The sequence below is a fragment of the Rhodococcus sp. NPDC019647 genome (assembly GCF_044389235.1).
Classification (GTDB): Bacteria; Actinomycetota; Actinomycetes; order Mycobacteriales; family Mycobacteriaceae; genus Rhodococcus_F; species Rhodococcus_F oxybenzonivorans.
Window position 1 is genome coordinate 443,173 of sequence record NZ_JBIRXS010000002.1, and the last position, 17,076, is coordinate 460,248.

15 protein-coding genes are annotated in these 17,076 nt (G+C 65.4%); 3 read left to right on the forward strand and 12 right to left on the reverse strand.

What is annotated here, in order from left to right; genetic code table 11:
- Nucleotides 1-110 precede the first annotated feature (110 nt).
- Entirely contained in the window at nucleotides 111-914 is an 804-nt protein-coding gene (locus tag ACH49N_RS06720; protein WP_109326929.1) for an alpha/beta fold hydrolase, read from the reverse strand.
- A gap of 111 nt (nucleotides 915-1,025) precedes the next feature.
- On the opposite strand from ACH49N_RS06720, the gene ACH49N_RS06725 reads away from it, so the two are divergent.
- Complete coding sequence (locus ACH49N_RS06725) at nucleotides 1,026-1,961, forward strand: methionyl-tRNA formyltransferase (RefSeq protein ID WP_358271232.1); 936 nt, start codon at nucleotides 1,026-1,028, stop codon at nucleotides 1,959-1,961.
- Nucleotides 1,962-2,051: 90 nt separating this feature from the next.
- Here the strand turns inward: ACH49N_RS06725 and ACH49N_RS06730 are convergent, their stop codons facing one another.
- Entirely contained in the window at nucleotides 2,052-3,797 is a 1,746-nt protein-coding gene (locus ACH49N_RS06730) for an ABC transporter ATP-binding protein (protein ID WP_358271233.1), read from the reverse strand.
- Nucleotides 3,794-5,500: an ABC transporter ATP-binding protein gene (locus tag ACH49N_RS06735; RefSeq protein ID WP_358271234.1), complete on the reverse strand. Its 1,707-nt coding sequence runs from the start codon at nucleotides 5,498-5,500 to the stop codon at nucleotides 3,794-3,796. The genes ACH49N_RS06730 and ACH49N_RS06735 overlap by 4 nt, the downstream gene beginning before the upstream one ends.
- Before the next feature lie 157 nt (nucleotides 5,501-5,657).
- On the opposite strand from ACH49N_RS06735, the gene ACH49N_RS06740 reads away from it, so the two are divergent.
- Together ACH49N_RS06740 and ACH49N_RS06745 are read left to right on the forward strand one after the other, a co-directional pair.
- Nucleotides 5,658-5,831 (forward strand): hypothetical protein, encoded by a 174-nt coding sequence (locus tag ACH49N_RS06740; RefSeq protein WP_201453505.1) that lies wholly within the window; start codon nucleotides 5,658-5,660, stop codon nucleotides 5,829-5,831.
- Between the two features lie 33 nt (nucleotides 5,832-5,864).
- Nucleotides 5,865-7,457, forward strand: coding sequence for a trehalose-6-phosphate synthase (locus ACH49N_RS06745; protein WP_358271235.1), 1,593 nt, complete (start codon nucleotides 5,865-5,867; stop codon nucleotides 7,455-7,457).
- Here the strand turns inward: ACH49N_RS06745 and ACH49N_RS06750 are convergent.
- From ACH49N_RS06750 to ACH49N_RS06790, 9 genes are all read right to left on the reverse strand, one after another.
- A complete protein-coding gene (locus ACH49N_RS06750) occupies nucleotides 7,436-8,434 on the reverse strand; it encodes an NAD-dependent epimerase/dehydratase family protein (protein WP_159919317.1) in 999 nt (332 codons plus the stop codon). The genes ACH49N_RS06745 and ACH49N_RS06750 overlap by 22 nt on opposite strands.
- A gap of 145 nt (nucleotides 8,435-8,579) precedes the next feature.
- Nucleotides 8,580-9,116 carry a h domain protein gene (locus ACH49N_RS06755; RefSeq protein ID WP_358271237.1) on the reverse strand — a complete coding sequence of 179 codons (537 nt, stop codon included), beginning with the start codon at nucleotides 9,114-9,116 and terminating at the stop codon, nucleotides 8,580-8,582.
- On the reverse strand, nucleotides 9,113-9,892 hold the full coding sequence (locus ACH49N_RS06760) for a hypothetical protein (RefSeq protein WP_397504487.1): 780 nt from the start codon (nucleotides 9,890-9,892) through the stop codon (nucleotides 9,113-9,115). The genes ACH49N_RS06755 and ACH49N_RS06760 overlap by 4 nt, the downstream gene beginning before the upstream one ends.
- Nucleotides 9,889-11,301, reverse strand: coding sequence for an MlaD family protein (locus ACH49N_RS06765; RefSeq protein WP_358271240.1), 1,413 nt, complete (start codon nucleotides 11,299-11,301; stop codon nucleotides 9,889-9,891). The genes ACH49N_RS06760 and ACH49N_RS06765 overlap by 4 nt, the downstream gene beginning before the upstream one ends.
- The gene (locus ACH49N_RS06770) at nucleotides 11,298-12,542 is read right to left on the reverse strand and encodes an MCE family protein (RefSeq protein ID WP_358271241.1); all 1,245 of its coding nucleotides are present in this window, start codon (nucleotides 12,540-12,542) and stop codon (nucleotides 11,298-11,300) included. Before ACH49N_RS06770 ends, ACH49N_RS06765 begins: the two co-directional genes overlap by 4 nt.
- Nucleotides 12,539-13,828, reverse strand: coding sequence for an MCE family protein (locus tag ACH49N_RS06775; RefSeq protein WP_358271242.1), 1,290 nt, complete (start codon nucleotides 13,826-13,828; stop codon nucleotides 12,539-12,541). The genes ACH49N_RS06770 and ACH49N_RS06775 overlap by 4 nt, the downstream gene beginning before the upstream one ends.
- A complete protein-coding gene (locus ACH49N_RS06780; RefSeq protein WP_358271243.1) occupies nucleotides 13,825-14,874 on the reverse strand; it encodes an MCE family protein in 1,050 nt (349 codons plus the stop codon). The genes ACH49N_RS06775 and ACH49N_RS06780 overlap by 4 nt, the downstream gene beginning before the upstream one ends.
- A gap of 2 nt (nucleotides 14,875-14,876) precedes the next feature.
- Nucleotides 14,877-15,899 (reverse strand): MCE family protein, encoded by a 1,023-nt coding sequence (locus ACH49N_RS06785; RefSeq protein ID WP_159919305.1) that lies wholly within the window; start codon nucleotides 15,897-15,899, stop codon nucleotides 14,877-14,879.
- Nucleotides 15,896-17,071, reverse strand: a complete 1,176-nt coding sequence (locus ACH49N_RS06790) for an MCE family protein (protein WP_250771073.1) — start codon at nucleotides 17,069-17,071, stop codon at nucleotides 15,896-15,898. Before ACH49N_RS06790 ends, ACH49N_RS06785 begins: the two co-directional genes overlap by 4 nt.
- Between the last annotated feature and the right edge of the window lie 5 nt (nucleotides 17,072-17,076).

Below are 17,076 nucleotides of genomic sequence, written 5' to 3' on the forward strand. Positions count from 1 at the left end.
AAGGAGTTTAGGTTAGGCTACCCACCAGCAACAACCGATTCCCAGTTTCTTCACAGGTGCCAAATATCACTGTAACGCCGGGGGCTCAACCCCTACGTCGACCGGAACGCTCAGTCCGCGAGGAACTCCAGCAGAACTTTGTTGATGACCTCGGGCTGCTCGAGGTAACCATAGTGCCCGACATCTGGGATCTCGTAGTAGCGAGCCGACGGGATGGACTCGGCTACCTCACGAGAGAGATACGGCGGGATCATCCGGTCGTCGGCAAACCCGACCGACAGACACGGTGTGGTAATCGCCCGGTACGCCTGCCGGCGGTCGAACGTGCGGTCCATCTCCATCTGGGCGCGCACACCGGCGGACGTCCTGCCGCCACTGAACTCGAAGAGGTCGAGCCAATCCCTGGCGGTATGCGGGTCGACGAGCGAGGCCGGAGACAGATTCATCACCGCGGTGACCGCCGCCCGGTACTTGGCCGGAAGCTCGACGCCGCTGTCGTGCAGCGCGCGCTCGCCCTCGGTGAGCGTCTGCTGGAAGTAGTCCATGCGGGCATGACCAGCGAGGAAGGCGGCCTTGTAGACGAGGTCCGGGCGCGACAACGCGAGTTCCTGAGCGACCCGGGCACCCATCGAGGTGCCGACAACTCGCGCGGGCCCGCCGCCGAGGTGTTCGATCAGTGCCGCGGTGTCCGCAACGAGGTCATCCATCGTGATGCCCTCCACGCTCTCGGCGGAAGGAGCGATGCCGCGGTTGTCGAAGGTGCAGACACGATAGCCGGCGTCGACGAGCGCGGGGGTCTGGTGGAGATCCCACACACGTCCCGGACTGCCGGTGCCCATGATGAGTACCACGAGATCGCCGGACCCTTTGACCTGGTAGTTCAAGGATATTCCGTTGATCGTGGCGATCGTCATGTCTGCCTTCCTTCCAAGGGCGGTCTCACCAAATTGGGTTGGATAGCCTAAGCTCGCATTGCTGCCGCTTCTGTGCGGCGCTGATCGTCAAGCTCGTCCAGGAGGACCGCGTTGAGAGTCGCCACACTCGGATATCAAACCTGGGGTCACCGTACCCTGAGGGCCCTGCTCGAGTCGGAGCACGAGGTCGTCCTTGCGATCACACATCCCAAGAGCGAGCACGTCTACGAACAGATGTGGGCCGACTCCGTCGCAGATCTGGCCACCGAGCACGGCGTCCCCGTTCATATCGCGAACAAGCCCGACGAAGACTTCAAGGCGGCCCTGAAACAAGCGGACCCCGACATCATCGTCGCCAACAACTGGCGCACGTGGCTGCCGCGGGACGTGTTCGACTCGCCCCGCTACGGCACCCTCAACATTCACGACTCCCTCCTGCCCAAGTACACGGGATTCTCACCGCTCATCTGGGCGCTCATCAACGGTGAAGACGAGGTCGGGCTGACCGCGCACCTCATGGACGAGGAACTCGACGCAGGCGACATCGTCCTGCAGCGATCCACCCCGGTCGGACCCACGGACACCGTCACCGACCTGTTCCACCGCACCGTCGACATGATCGGACCGATCACTCTCGACGCCCTCGACCTCATCGCGTCCGGCCGCACCGACTGGACACCGCAGGACCGCTCGCAGGCCACCTTCTTCCACAAGCGGGCGCCCGAGGACAGTCGCATCGACTGGGCATGGCCGGCCGACGCCATCGAGCGGCTGGTCCGCGCGCAGTCCGACCCGTATCCCAACGCGTTCACCCATTACAAGGGACAGCGCATCAGAATCCTCGAGGCCGCAGTGTCCGAAGGCAACTACGGCGGAACCCCCGGGCGTGTCTTCATCCACGAAGGCGACGGGATGGTCATCGTCGCCGGACCCGACGCCCGCACCGGGAAGAACAAGGGACTCAAGATTCGGCGCGTCCGCCTCGACGACGGCACCGAGCTGGCCGGCACCGAGTTCTTCCCCCACGGCGGCGGCTACCTAGGCTGACCGTCCCACCCGGCACCTTCCGAGGGGGCGAATGTACCTTTCAGCGCCTCAGGAGCGCCGAAAGGTACATTCGCCGTCGCGTTCCAGGGGTCAGCGCCCCTCCCACGCCGACCAGAGCTGCGCGTAGCGGCCGCCGGCGTCGACGAGTGCAGAGTGCGGCCCTCCCTCCACGATCCGGCCGTGTTCGAGCACGACGACGCGGTCGGCAGTGGCGGCCTGGGTGAGCCGGTGCGCCACGATCAGCGTGGTCCGACCGCGGGTTGCGGCTTCGGCGGATGCCTCGAGGTCCCGTGCCCCGGCGCTGCCGGCCTCGGCAGTTGCCTCGTCGAGGACTGCGACCGCGGGATCGGCGAGGACGAGGCGGGCCAGGGCCAACTGCTGTGCCTGCGCCGCAGTCAGTTCGTGCCCTCCCTCGCCGACGAGGGTGCGGACACCATCGGTGAGCGCGTTCACCCAGTCGGCCGCACCCACCGTCTTCAGTGCCATCGCCGCGTCCTCCTCGGAGGCGCCGGGGGCCGCCAGGCGCAGATCGTCGATGAGAGGCCCCGCGAAGACGTGTACCTCCTGGCTGACGATGGCCACCCGACGGCGGAGTTCACGCGGCGACAACTCCGACAGCGCGGTGCCCCCGATGCGCACCGAGCCCGACGTCGGGACGATCGACCCGGCGGCAATCGCTGCGACAGTGGTCTTCCCGGCCCCTGTCGACCCGACCAGTGCGACTCGTTCGCCGTGCTCGACGCGCAGGCTGATGCCGTGCACCACCTCGTGCTCGCCGTCGTAGGTGTGCCGGACTTCGACCAGGTCGAGGGTCGATTCGGCAGCAGCCGGGACGCCTGCGACGCCACCCGCCTCGTCACGCCGAGCCACCACCCCGACGAGCCGCGCGAGGCTTGCGCCCGCCGACTGCACCTCGTCGAAGGTGTACATGAGCATGCCGATCGGATTGAACAATCGGTGGAAGAGCAGAGCGGCAGTGGTGGTCTGCCCGACCGTCACGAGGTCGCGTTGCACCAGCGCGAAACCCACGGCGAGAATGGTGGCCAGACCGACGAATTCGGCTCTGTTGCCGCGACCGGCGAAGCGGGTGAACAGCGCGAACACGCCGACGGACAGATTCCGGGTTTTCCGCGAGGCGTCGTCGATCTGCCCGAGGTGAAGGTCTTCGAGACCGTAGGCCCGCACCGTGCGGGCACCCTGCATGCTGCTGATCAGCGCTTGCGAGCGCTCGCCCATCGCCACACGTTCGCTCGCGTAGACGGGGGCCGACCGCGGGAGATACCAGCGCATTGCGAGCGCATACATCGGCAAGGCCACCATGCCTGCGAGCCCGAGACGCCAGTCGATGCCCAGCATCGTGACGATGCTCAGCAGCACCAGTAGTATCGCCGTCACGAGGTTGGGCACCACATCGCTCACGGCCTTGCCGATCACCGCCACGTCGTCGCCCACCCGGGACAGCAAGTCGCCCTTGCCGACGCGTTCGATCGTCTGCACCGGAAGCCGTAGCGCCCGGTCGACGGTCCGCTCCCGCAGGTCCGCGAGGATGCCCTCGCCGAGACTCCGGATGAGGAACGACGCACAGCCGGCGCAGACTCCGCCGATCACAGCGGCCGAGGCGATCACCGCGACCACCCACCCGATCGTCGACGGTGGGGCGCCGTCCTGCACTCGGTCGACGAGCACACCGAACACGTAGACGGGCACCAGTGCCATCCCGGCGGCAGAGGCCGCCACGAGCAGGGTGAGCAGGCTTCGTCCGCGCCGCCGGCCCAGCTCGGTTCTCAGCCATACCCAGGTGTCGCGTGCGGACGCGATGGGGAGCAGTTCACTCATCGCAGCACCGCCCGCCGGTAGTGCGCATCGTCGGCGGCCATCTGTGCATGCGTGCCCTCGGCGACGACCGTTCCCTCGTCGAGGACGACGACGCGTTCGGTCACCGACAACAACGCAGGACTGCTCGTGAGGAGGATGGTCGTCTGGCCGCTGCCAGCGGAGTCGCGGTGCCTCGAGTCGGCGATTCCTCCGGCGATCATGTGTTCGGTCACCGCGTCCACCGCCGTTGTCGGGTCGTGCAGCACCAGCACCGGAGACCTCTTCATCAGCGCCCGGGCGAGCGCAACGCGCTGGCGTTGCCCGCCGGACAACGACGCCCCGCGATCGGTCACCTCGTGGTCGAGACCGTCCGGGTGTGCATCGATGACATCGACCGCTGCGGACGCCCGCAGCGCCGCCTGGACCTCGGCTTCCGGCGCACCCGGCCGGCCTGCGGTCACGTTCGACGCCACCGTTCCGGAGAACAAGTCACCGTTGTGGGGTTCGACCAGCACAGTCCGCCGCGCGTGCCCCAGGTCGGCATCCGAGAGTCGAACACCGCCGACGGTCACCTCGCCCTCGTAGCGCTCGGGCGGAACCTGCCCCGACAGCAGCGCGGCCAACGCCTCGGCGTCCTGCGGCCGATAGGCGACGACGCCGAGTAACTCACCGGACCCGACGCGAAGGTCCAGCGCTGTGAGAGACCGGTAGCTCACGCCCGACAACGACAGCTCGCTGCCGGCCGGGATGAGTCCGGAACCCGCAGGCAACAGCGGTTCGGCGTCCAGGACCAACGCCACCCGATCTGCCGATGCCCGGGTGAGCGCGAGAGATCCCGGCAGACCCGCCAGGACGCCGAGCGGTTCGATGAAGAACTGTGAGAGGCCGACCACGGTGATCAGTTCCCCGATCGTGATCCGCCCTTCCAGAGCGAACCAACCCGCGAATCCCGCGATCCCGACGGCGAGCAGTGCGCTGACGGTCATCGACACCCCGGTGAACACCGCCGAGCTTCGCGCGGTGTGGAGGGTCGCGTCGAGGGCGTCCCGGCTCGCGCTGCGGTAACGCTGCGACGCAGCGTCCTCGGCGCCGATCCCGCGGAGGGGACGAAGCCCACTCACCAGGTCGGTGGCCATGCCGGAGGCCCGCGCGACGGCGGCTTGCTGGTCGGTGGCTCGTCGGGTGATGAGCGGGGCGGCACGTTGCAGGAGACCGAGGATGACGGGCGTTCCGACGAGGACCGCAAGTCCGAGCGGGACGTCGATGAGTAGCAGGGCGACCGCCGAGGCGACGGCTGCCGTGAGGGCCGAGGCCGCGCGCGGCACGATGTCCGCGATGAAGGCGGACCGATCTGCGTCGGTCGAGGACACCGAGAGCAACTCCCCGGCGCGCAGGTCGGTGCGCACGCCGCGGGGGTCGAGTATTCGGTGCGCCACCTCCATCCTCAGCCGGTGTCCCTCGTTCTGCATCACCAGCACGAGGAATCGGGCACCGAACCGCCACGCTGTGGTGAGAACGACAAACAGCAGGGCAAGAGCACACAGCCAGACGACCAGCGCCGACGTATCGCCCGTCGCGACCGCGCGGTCGACGATGACGCCGATTGCGATCGGCACGAGCGTTTCGGCCACCTGATGCAGGCAGACCAGAACTGTGCCGATACCCAGGCGCACACGATTGCGCACCAGAGCTCGACGCAGAATTGCGGCGCCACCAGTCTTCACGCAGACAACTCCCACCCTGACGGTTCCCGACAAGTAAGCAGACCCTAACTAGAGGAACACTATCGGAAGGGCAACTAGCGTCGACGTGCCCGGTTCTCATAGAGTCGCCGATACGAACTACTGCGTTGACGCAGCAGCAAGCCCCGAGAGGACAAGAATGGCCGCGAACACGACCGCCGAGACCGACATCGCGGACGAGGATCTCGAACCCTTGGCCGACGAGACCGCCCGCCAGGCACAGCGCGTTGTCGCTGCATACGCCGAGGACGCCGACGAGTGCAGGATGCTGCTCTCGATGCTCGGAATCGGGCCCACCGCCAAGCTCGACTGATAATTTCATCCACTTCGACCGCGAAGGAAGCCCGTGGCACTCAGCTCGGAATCGTCAGTTTCGTCATCGAGTTCGATATCTGACCCTGTCTCCGGGCAAGCCACCTTCGTCGTCGTTGCGAATCGACTCCCTGTCGATCTCGAGCGGCTGCCGGACGGCACCACCAAGTGGAAGCGGAGCCCAGGCGGACTCGTCACCGCGCTCGAGCCGATCCTTCGACGCAACAAGGGTGCATGGGTCGGCTGGGCGGGTGTCGCAGACGCTGATCTGGAGCCGGTCGTCGAGGACGGGCTCGAGCTCTACCCCGTCCCGCTGAGCGGCGCCGAGATCCGCGACTATTACGAGGGCTTCTCCAACGCCACCCTGTGGCCGCTCTACCACGATGTCATCGTGAAGCCGGAGTACAACCGCGACTGGTGGAACGCCTACGTCGAGGTGAACCGGCGGTTCGCGGAGGCAACGTCCAAGGCGGCGGCGCAGGGTGCCACCGTCTGGATCCAGGATTACCAGCTGCAGCTCGTGCCGAAAATGCTGCGCATGCTCCGCCCCGACCTCACGATCGGCTTCTTCCTGCACATCCCGTTCCCGCCGGTCGAGCTGTTCATGCAGATGCCGTGGCGGACCGAGATCGTCGAGGGACTTCTCGGTGCGGATCTCATCGGCTTCCACCTCCCGGGTGGTGCGCAGAACTTCTTGTTCCTCGCTCGACGCCTCGCCGGCCAGCCGACGTCGCGCGGCACCGTCGGTGTCCGCTCCAAGCTCGGTGTCGTGCAGGTCGGTTGGCGGACGGTCCGCGTGGGGGCGTTCCCCATCTCCATCGACTCCGGCGAGCTGGACGAACAGTCACGTTCCAAGTCGATCCGCGACCGTGCGAGACAGATCCGCAAGGAACTGGGCAACCCGAAGCACATCATGCTGGGCGTCGATCGACTCGACTACACCAAGGGCATCGACGTCCGCCTTGCTGCGCTGCACGAACTCCTCGACGAACACCGGGTCGACCCGGCGAACACCGTGCTGGTCCAGCTGGCCACGCCCAGCCGCGAGCGGGTCGACAGCTACGTCCAGATGCGCGACGACATCGAGCGGAAGGTGTCGCGCATCAACGGCGAATACAGCGAGGTCGGCCGGCCGGTGGTGCACTACATCCATCGCCCGATCCCGCGCGAAGAACTGATCGCCTTCTTCGTGGCCGCCGACGTGATGCTCGTGACGCCACTGCGCGACGGCATGAACCTCGTCGCCAAGGAGTATGTGGCCTGCCGCAGCGATCTCGGCGGCGCCCTCCTGCTCAGCGAGTTCACCGGGGCGGCGGCCGAACTCCGGCAGGCCTTCCTCTGCAATCCGCACGACCTCGACGGTGTCAAAGACGCGATGGAACAGGCGTTGAACCAGCCGCACGAAAGCGGTCGCCGGCACATGCGTGCGCTGCGTCGGCAGGTGCTCGCGCACGACGTCGACCGCTGGGCGAAGGCATTCCTCGACGCACTGTCGCACAGCGGTGCGGCCGGGCCGGCGTTGATCGCGCCTGCCGAGGCCGATGAGGCCGAGTACGCCGCCGAGGCCGACGAGGCGGACCACATCACCGAGGCCGGCGAGGCCGGTTACACGACCGAGGACAACTGACTGCGGCGTCCCAGCTGACCCGACGTGACCAGGAACGCGACGAGGTCGCGGATCGTCTCGTCGGCGGGACGAGGGACGTACCCCAGTTCGGACGCTGCCTTCGCACCGTCGATCACGGGTGCCGCGAGCAGCGCCGCCATCGCCGACCGGGACAGCACGTCGGAGCCGAACCTGGCTCCGATGGGTTCTGCGAGGGGCAGCACTCGTTCGATCACGCTGAGGGGGAACGAGTACATCGGTCCACGCCGACCTGCCGCTCGGGCGGCCTTCCGCACGGCGTCGTGCATGCCCAGCATGTGCCCCGAGATCAGATAGTTCTCCCCCGTCCGCCCCTTCTCCCCCGCGGCGATCAACCCGGCGGCCACGTCGCGAACGTCGACGAAGTCGAACGCTCCGTGCACCGCGGCAGGCACCCGGCCACGAGCAGCGTTGCGTAGCAAACTGTTTACGCGGGAGAGACCATAGTCCACGGGGCCGTACACCCCAGTGGGGTTGCAGATCACCGCGTCGAGACCGGTCTCGATCACCGCACGCAGTTCGATCTCACCGGCCCATTTCGACCTGTCGTACACCGGGATCGACGCGTCCACGGATCGCGGCGACTGCTCGTCGAGCACTCCCCCGCAGTTGCTCTGATCGAACGAGTGCACGGAACTGCAATGGACCATCCGCCGCACACCCACGGCAAGCGCAGCCTCGGCCACGGTGCGAACACCCTTGGTGTTGACGGTCCACGCCAGATCGTCCTTCTGTGCGAGGGTGATCATGGCGACGAGGTGATAGACCACCTCGACACCGTCCAGGGCCCTCTTCATCGATTCCACGTCGAGCACGTCGCCGTTCATCCAGGTGACTCCCTCGGGAGCGTGCTCGGAACGGATGCGGTCGATGGCGGTCACCTCGTGCCCCGATCGGACCAGGAGATCGAGCAGATTGGTGCCCACGAATCCCGCGGCCCCGGTTACAGCAACTTTCATCGACGACTCCCCGTTCGGTTGTGGCCCTGCGACACAACGTGATGCGTCGCAGTCGGCCCGGAAGCCCCGACAGTACTAGAACATGTTTCACTTTGTGAAGGTCCGCGCGACTCGGGTGCGGATTACCGCTACACAGTCGACATCGCTACACAGGGGTGAGTTGATCGACGAGCCAGCGGTCGTCGACCTTCTGCAGCGAGACCCGCACCCGGCTACCCGACGTGCGAGCATCCGGTGCTTCGGCACTGGTAGTGGTTTGGTTCAGATAGAGCAGGACCACCGCCTCGGTGGGAGTGGTCGACACCGGTGCGGCGGCTTGCACGGTCACCTGAACCGTCAGTTGCTTCTCCTTGGCCCCGGGAGCGATGGTTTCCTCCACCAGGGCGGTGTACTCGTCACGGAACGAGCCGGTGATTCCGTCTGCCGCAGCAGCCAATTGGCTGTCGACATTGGCGAAGTCGTACGCCAGCATCGCAACGGCCTGCCTGCTCGCCGCGTCGACCGCCTCGGAGCGGGCCTGTTCGGCCAATTGGCCCTGGCGATGGCCGTACCAGAGGAATCCCACGGCGACAGCGAGGGCGACGATCACAAGCGCCGTCACGATCTTCAACGCTGTCGCCCTGGTGACGACCGGGAGCTTTCGCCGTTGTTCTGCGGACGTGTCGACGTCGTTGTCGGTCATGGGACGAACTCCACCTTCGATGCGGTCAACTTCCCGTTGTCGTCGCTGACGGTCACCCGCATCCGGAAGTCACGCGGCGACGGCTCCGGCTGTTCGGTGCTGGTGACCATGGTGCGGGCCGCGACGAGCACGTCGGCCGAAATGTCTGTCTCGCTCTGAATTCCCGCTTCGAGGACTTCGCCCTCGGTGGTGACGTTGGCGTCGCGGACCACACCCACGAACGGGTCCTCCCTGCCTTGGAATTCGGCCAGGAAGGCTCCTGACGCACCCGCAAGGATTCGGTCGACATCTTCTTTCGCGGTCTCCGGATGAATCGTCGTCAAGTTCAGTACGGTCTGTCGCGCCGTGTCGATGAAGGCCTGGCGCCGGTCGTCTCGTTCGCGCGCCGACCGTTGGTCGAGCAGTAGGACGACGGCGGCCACGACCAAAGCGAGAACGACGACCGCGACCGCACCGTAGCCGACCAGCGACTTCCACGAACGACGCGTCCTCTTCTCGTCTTCGGGCGGTGGCGATGCCCCGCTCGACTTGACGGCACCCTCGGCGGCCGCCTTCTTCGTCGAGATCGTCTCTGCCACCGGTTCGCGCTCGGGCTGGGGCGCTGCAGCAGGGTGCGCGTCGCTGGACTTCGCCAATACGACCGGTTGCGGCGCTCCGGTCTCACCGACCGGTGGACCCGCGTGGCGTACCGCTCGCCGCCTGCTGCGCTCCTTCCGCGCCGGGGAGGACTCCCCCACCACGTCACCAGCGGCACGTTCCTGTGTCGATGCACTCAAATCTGCTGACCTGTCATCATCGTCTGCCACGTCGAGTCCTTTCTCGGCGATCCTGACGCCAGATCCGGTTGGGTGTACGTCTTACCATCCGAACCGACAAAGCTACCCGTTCCCGGGTCGTACGGGACGGCCGCGACCGGCCCACTCGGTGATCCTTCGTAGGAACTGGGGATAACAGGAACGGCCGTATACGAGGGTACATCCGGCGGCATGATCGGCCCGTACGGCGGGTTGTTACCCGCGGCCTCCCACCCGTCCCGGCACGCCTGCACGGTCGGCGCCCGGCGGCCGGGGTATTCCATGCAGGGCAGGTTGCGCGCACCACGGACGACCGACGGATCATCCTGCGCCGCCTTGCAATACAGATCGTTCGGAGTCGCGATGGGTTCCGTCTGGTCACCGCTGCGCCGCTGATCCGCCGGCAGGAAACCTGTGGTGCACGCCGGCGGATCGTGGAGTTCCAGGGCGAAGTCCACGATCGCGCCGTCCTCGACCGGTCCGCCTTTGGCGGCGGTGACGAGTGCGGCGGTCAACGGTGGGTAGATGACGAGAACTTGCTCGATGCTCTTGTTGTAGATGACACCGACCTGTCCGACGCTCACCAGGTTGCTCAGCAGGATCGGCAGGGTGGGCTGCAATTCCTGGAAAAGCTGGGTGGCTTCGGCGGCCGTCCCGGGACCCTTCTCGAGCACTCCCCTGATATCGGCGTCGCTGGCCCGGAGCTGATCAGTGAAGGTGACGAGGTCCTGGGTCCAGGACCGGATGGCGTCACTGCTGACGACCTGCGTATCGAGCAGAGGGCCGATCTGTTCGATCAGGTCTATCGTCGCGTCGCTGTTGGCATCCGCCTCTTCGACGAACAGACGGGCCGAGTCGATGAGCCGCTGCAGGTCGGGGCCGGAACCGTTGAACGCGGTGAACGCCTCGTCGATCACGGTACGTAACCGAGTATCGGAGATGCTGGCCAACAGCGCGTCGGCCTGATCGAGCATCTCGCCGACATCCTGCGGTACGGCGGACCGATCCCGTGGAATCACGTCACCGTCCGCGAGATCCGGGCCCTCCGACGTCCGCGGAATCAGGTCGACGTACTGCTCGCCGATGGCCGACACACTCTTCACCACCGCGTCGACGTCGGCGGGAATCTTGTAGCTGCTGTCGAGCGACAGCTGGGCCTCGACCCCGTCGTCGGTGAGCGCGACACGATCGACGACACCGACGTTGGTTCCCCGATAGGCAACGTTGGCGTGGGAGTACAGCCCTCCGGTGGACGGCAGTTGCACCACGACGTCGTAGCGCCCGATGCCGAACATGACCGGCACCTTCACGTACTGGATCGACATCACCACGAGGCCGATCACCGTGAGGATCGAGAAGATGATCAACTGGATACGAACGAATTTTCTCATGGTGCCGGGGCCCCTCCCAGTTGCGGCGGAAGGCCGGGAATCTGCGGGAGACCGGGAATCTGCGGCAGCCCGGGGAGAGCGGGTGCCTGCGCGGGTTTCGGTGCCGGCGGCGGGGCGGGCAGCAGCGGAATCTGCAGCGGGTCGCCGGACTGTCCGGCGACACCCGCGAGCGAACCGACAGCTCCTTCCACTCCACCGAGTGATCCACCCAGGGCCGTACCGGTAAGGAAGTTGCTGTCGACCCTCGCCGCACTCAGGTCGACGGTCATCATCAGGTTCGCGTAGTCGCCTCGAATGGCCTTGTCCATCGTCCTCATCGGGAACGGGTAGGTGAGCATCAGGGTCAGGACGTCGGTGAGTGCGCTGCCCGAATTGGCAAGTTCCGCGAGCACCGGTGTGAGGTTACGCAGGTTCTGTTCCAGCTCTTCCCCGCTGCTCTCGACGAGACGGCTCGCGGTGTCGCTGAGTTTGCCGAGCTCCACCAACGCCGTCGTCAGATCCTGACGCTGCGCCACGAGCACTTCCAAGCCAGGTGGGATGTCGTCGAGCGCTGCCTCGAGTGTGGGCTTCTGCTGGTTGACGGTGACGGAGAGTCGATCGAGCCCTTCCATGGCACCGATGATGTCGCCGCGCTGTTGGTCCAGGCTGGTGACCAACCGGTCGAGTTGTGGAAGCAGGTCACGGACCTCGGCCTCTCGCCCGCCGAGTGCAGCGTTCAATTCTTCGGTGATGTCCCGGATCTGGGCGATACCACCACCGTTCAGAACCACCGACAACGACGACAGCGTCTGCTCCGTCGTCGGGTATGCCCCTGCATGCTCGATCGGGATCACGTCCCCTTCCTCCAACCGGCCCTGGGGCTCCGCGTCGGTGGGCGGCGCCAACTCGAGATGCTGCGAGCCGAGAAGACTGGTCTGGCCGATCTTGGCGGTCGCATTGGCAGGCAATTCGACGTCGTTGTTCAACGAGACGGTGACCTGCGCGTGCCAGTCCTTCACGTCGATTCCCGTGACGGTACCCACGGTGACGTCATTGACACGGACCGGTGAATTCTGCGAGAGGGTGGTGACATTGGGCATCTCGATTTCGACGGTGTACGCGTCACCGCCGGTGCCTTCCGTTCCCGGAAGGGGAAGCGAATTGAGACCCTCCCACTCACAGCCGGTCATGGTCAGCGACAACGCGAGCACCCCGGCCGCGATCCCGCCGCCCCGCACGTGCCTGCTCCCGAACCCGGTCATCGTCCACCTCCCGGCTGCAGCAGGTCGTTCAAGTCCCTCGGCACCGCGACGGTCGGTATTCCGGCCAGCGCACCCGTCGCCGGCGGTGCGGACCGCGGGGGTACCGATCCGGCCAGGCTCGGCGGACTGTACTGAAGCTGATCCGGGAACGCATTCACGCCTGTCGTGGGATTGCTGAGAATGGGCAGGTAGTTCATCGTGAGCGAGTTGAGCACCGGCGACAGGTATTGCGTGCACAGATCGGCGCTGCGCTGAGAATCGTTGGCTTGCAAACTTTGGATCGCCCCACACATGAAGTTGACGGGGTTGCCGAAGTTCGCGAATGCCACGGCTCCTACCAAGGACCCCTGCGCCGGCTTGTAGATGTTGCTGAAGTTGGCCAATGCCGTGGGGGCGACGTGCAGCGTCTGTTCCAGCTGCGGTCGCTTGTCGGCGAGCACCTGGGTGGCATCGGCCAGGCGGCCGACCTGTTCGGTGAGCGCGGCCCTGTTCTCGACGACGAACCGGTTGACGTCGCCCAGTGCGAGATCCAGGTCGACCAGAGCGGTGCCGAGTTCGTCCGAATTGGTGGCGAGCATGTTCGACACCGAGGCGAGCCGTCCCTCGAACTGCACGATTTGCTCGTTGCTCGACGACAGGGCTGCTACGAATGTTTGCAGGTTCCGGATGGTGGAGAACAGATCGGTCCGTCCGTCGGACAGCGTCCGCATCGTCTCCGACAGTTCACGCAGCGTGTTGCGCAGGGATTCACCGTTGCCGTCGAGGTTGTCCGCTGCGGTGTCGATGAACGTTCCCAGCGATCCCTGCGGGTCGGCGCCCTGCGGTCCGAGCGCTTCGGACAGTTTGTTCAGCTCCGACTTGATCTCGTCCCACTCCACCGGCACCGCGGTGCGCTCCACCGGAATATCTGCACCGTCCTGCATGGTCGGGCCCCCGGCATAGACGGGCGTCAGCTGGACGAACCGGCCGGACACCAGGCTCGGCGCAACGATGATTGCCTTGGCGTCGGCGGGGATGTCCACACTCTTGTCGACGCTCATGGTGACCTTGGCGAAGTCGGGACCCGGCTCGATCTCGCCGACAGTGCCCACCTTGACGCCCAACACCCGCACGTCGTCCCCGGAATAGAGGCCGGTCGTGGTCGGAAAGTATGCGGTGACGGTGTTCTCGAACAGTCGCGGCAGAATGACGACCAAGCCGCCGACGATCAGGGCCACCACGACGCCGGCGATCGCACCGCGAATCCACCACTTCTTCCGCGCACCGGTTTCTTCTGTGTGTGTCATCGCGGCCTCAGCTCGAGGGACGGCCCGGTCTGCAGGTAGGCCTGCAGGTCGTTCGGCAGATGCTCCGGCCACAGGATCGCGTCGTTCAGCCCCTGCAGCAGGTTGCCGATGCCGATGTTGTAGACGTACGCCATGAAGAAGGGTCCGCTCCCCACAGATTCACCCAGCTGCGTCGCGTACGGTGCGAGGCCGTCGAGCGCCTGCGAAATGTTGTCCTTGTTGCGTTGGAGGATGTCGACCACGGAGTTCAGCTTGTCGAGCGTCGGCTTCATCTGCTCCTGGTTGTCCTGCACCAGGCCCGTCAGTTGCCTCGACACCGCAGAGATGTTCACGATCAATTGGCTGATCGCGGCCCGGCGACGGTCGAGTTCACCCAGCAGTTCGTTGCCGTCGACGATCAGCGAGTTGATCTGGCCGCTGCGCTCGGCGAGTATGCCCGTCACGTTCTCGGCGCGAGAGAGCAACTGCTTCAGCGTTTCGTCGCGTGAATTGATGCTTTCCGACAACCGGGTCAGCCCGTCGAGCGCGGTGCGCAGCTCCGGCGGGGTGTTCTCGAGCGCACCCGACATCGCGTTCAGCGCGTCGTTGACCTGACCGGTATCGAGCTCGGAGACCGTCGTGGTGAGGTCGCCGAGTGCATCGTTGAGCGAGTAGGGCGAATTGGTGCGGTCCAGCGGGATTGTCGATCCCACCGGCAGCGTCTCCGTTCCTCGCGGAGTGACCGCCAGCGACTTGCGGCCGAGAATGGTATTTGTCTTGATATCCGCCTCGGTCACATCACCGAGTGCTATGCCGTCCTCGACAGTGAAGGTGACGAGCACGTGCTGCCCGTCCAGCTCGACGTCGGAGACCTTGCCCACGTCGACCCCCGCCAGGGTGACCGTGTCACCTGCCATCAGGCCACCGGCGTCCTCGAACATGGCATTGTAATGTGTTCCGCCCGAAAGGAACTGGAGCTGGTCGTACTGGAGGGTGGCGATCACGATCATGGCGGAGACTGCCACACCGATCAGCCCGACCTGGACGGGATTGCGTTCTTGTCTCATGGTTACGGTGCACACCTCCCCGCTGTCTGTCCGCCTGGCATGTTGAGAAGCAGGTCCGAGCCCTCCGGTCCGGTGAACTTGAACTTGACCGTGCACACGTACATCTGGAAGAAGCTGCCGTACGTGCCGATTCGGATGAGTCGGCGATAGGCGTCCGGCAGGTTCTGGAGCACCCAATCGAGAGTCTCTTCGCCCATCTGCAGCTGCGTCGCAGTGCGATTCGCCTCCGCAACGGTGCTCTGCAGCGGCGGGCGGACGCCTTCGAGCAACTCCGCAAGGTCTCCTGTACCGCCGGCGATCCTCGGGATGGCATCACCGATCGGATCGCGGTCCTGCGCGAGGCCGCTCACCAATTGCTGCAGTTGATCGAGAGTGGACCTGAACTGATCACCGCGGTTGTTGATGGTTCCGAGAACCTCGTTGAGGTTGGTGATGACCTCACCGATCAACTGGTCGCGGTCCGCGAGTGTGTTGGTGAACGAACTGGTACTGCCCAGCAGTGACACGAGTGTGCCGCCCTGCCCCTGGAAGACCTGCACCAACGCCGCCGAGAGATCGTTGACCTGCTGCGGATTCAACGAACGCAGGAGCGGCTTGAACCCACCGAGCAAGAGGTCCAGGTCGAGTGCGGGCGATGTCTGATCCACCGGGATGGACCCGCCCTCCGGAAGCGGCTCCACCGACCCCGCACCCTCGAGGAGTTCCATGTAGCGGTCACCGACGAGGTTCTCGTATCGGACCGTAGCTTTCGTTCCCTCGAACAACGAGTACTTCGACTCCACGTCGAACTCCACGTCGGCAAGGTTGTCGTCGTCGATCTTCACGTTCTTGACCGCGCCGACCGGCACACCCGCAATGCGTACCTTGTCACCCGGTTTGAGGCCGGACACATCGACGAACGTCGCCGAGTAGTCCTTGGACGTGCTGAAACGGTACTGGCTGAATACCACTGCGAGACCCACGAAGATCAGGGTCATCACGGTCGCGAAGATCGCCAGCTTGACGGTTGTGCTTCTCACGGTCACTGCCCACCCGGCTCCGGGTAGACACCGGCGAACAAAATCTGGAAGACCTTCGGCATGTGTACCTGTACTTCGGTCGACGGCACGAACGGCACAGTACCCGTGTCAGCGACGAGGAACTTGGCGTGCACGTTCGGATCAGGATTCGGGAGGCCGGCGCAGTTGGGTCCTCCGGACGCGTTCACCTTCGGCAGATCCTCCGGGTAACTGTAGGGCTCCTGGCCATACATGAAGCTCGCACTCAACGCGATTCCCGGCTGATTGCCGCCGATGAGTTGTTCGGCAAGGGGAATGACGTTGTTGAGGCCGACGAGGAAGCAAGAGATCTCCGGCGAATATTCCGCCAGTAGATCCGTGGTGGGGAGCAGGAGGTCGACGGTGTCCGTCAGGCCCTGCTCGTTGTCGGTCAGCACCGTATTCGCCGTGTCGGCCAATCCCGTGGCGTTCAACAGCACTGCGTCGAGATTGTCCTGTTCCTCGACCACCGTGCGGCTGGTAGCGGTCACGTTGTCGAGGGTTTGCAGCAGTTCGGGGGCGGTGTCGGCGTAGACGTTCGTGACCACGGCGGCCTTCGCCAGATCCTCCTGCAACTGAGGGAGACTGGGGTTCACCTTGGCGAGGTAGCGGTCGCTCTGCTCGAGCAGGGCACCGAGTTCGTCGCCGCGACCGCGCAGCGCGGAGGCGATGGCCCCCAGCGTCGCGTTGAGCTTCTCGGGTTCGATCTGATCGAGCACATCCGTCAGATGCTGGAAGACCGAGTTGAACTCGACGGTGACGTTGTCGGAGGCGATGACGGCGCCCGGTTCGAGATGCGTGGTGGCGGGATCTTCCGGCATGACGAAGTTGACATATTTGGCGCCGAATACGGTAGTCGACTTGATCTCCACCGCGGCGTTGGAAGGGATCAGCGACATCATGTCGGGGTACATATCGAGCTTCAATTCGGCACCGTCGGTGACGTGCTCGACGGAGCCGACACGACCGACCTCGACGCCGAGCAGCTTCACCTTCGCGTCCGGTTCCATGACCAGGCCGGCCCGGTCGGAGGTGACCGTGACCGGTGTCGATTCCGTGAAAGCGCCGTTGAACATGGCCAGCGAGAAGGCGATGATCGCCAGCAGACCCGCGACGAGGACGAGAGCCGCGAGCTTCTTCTTTCCGCCCGAATCAGTCATCTACC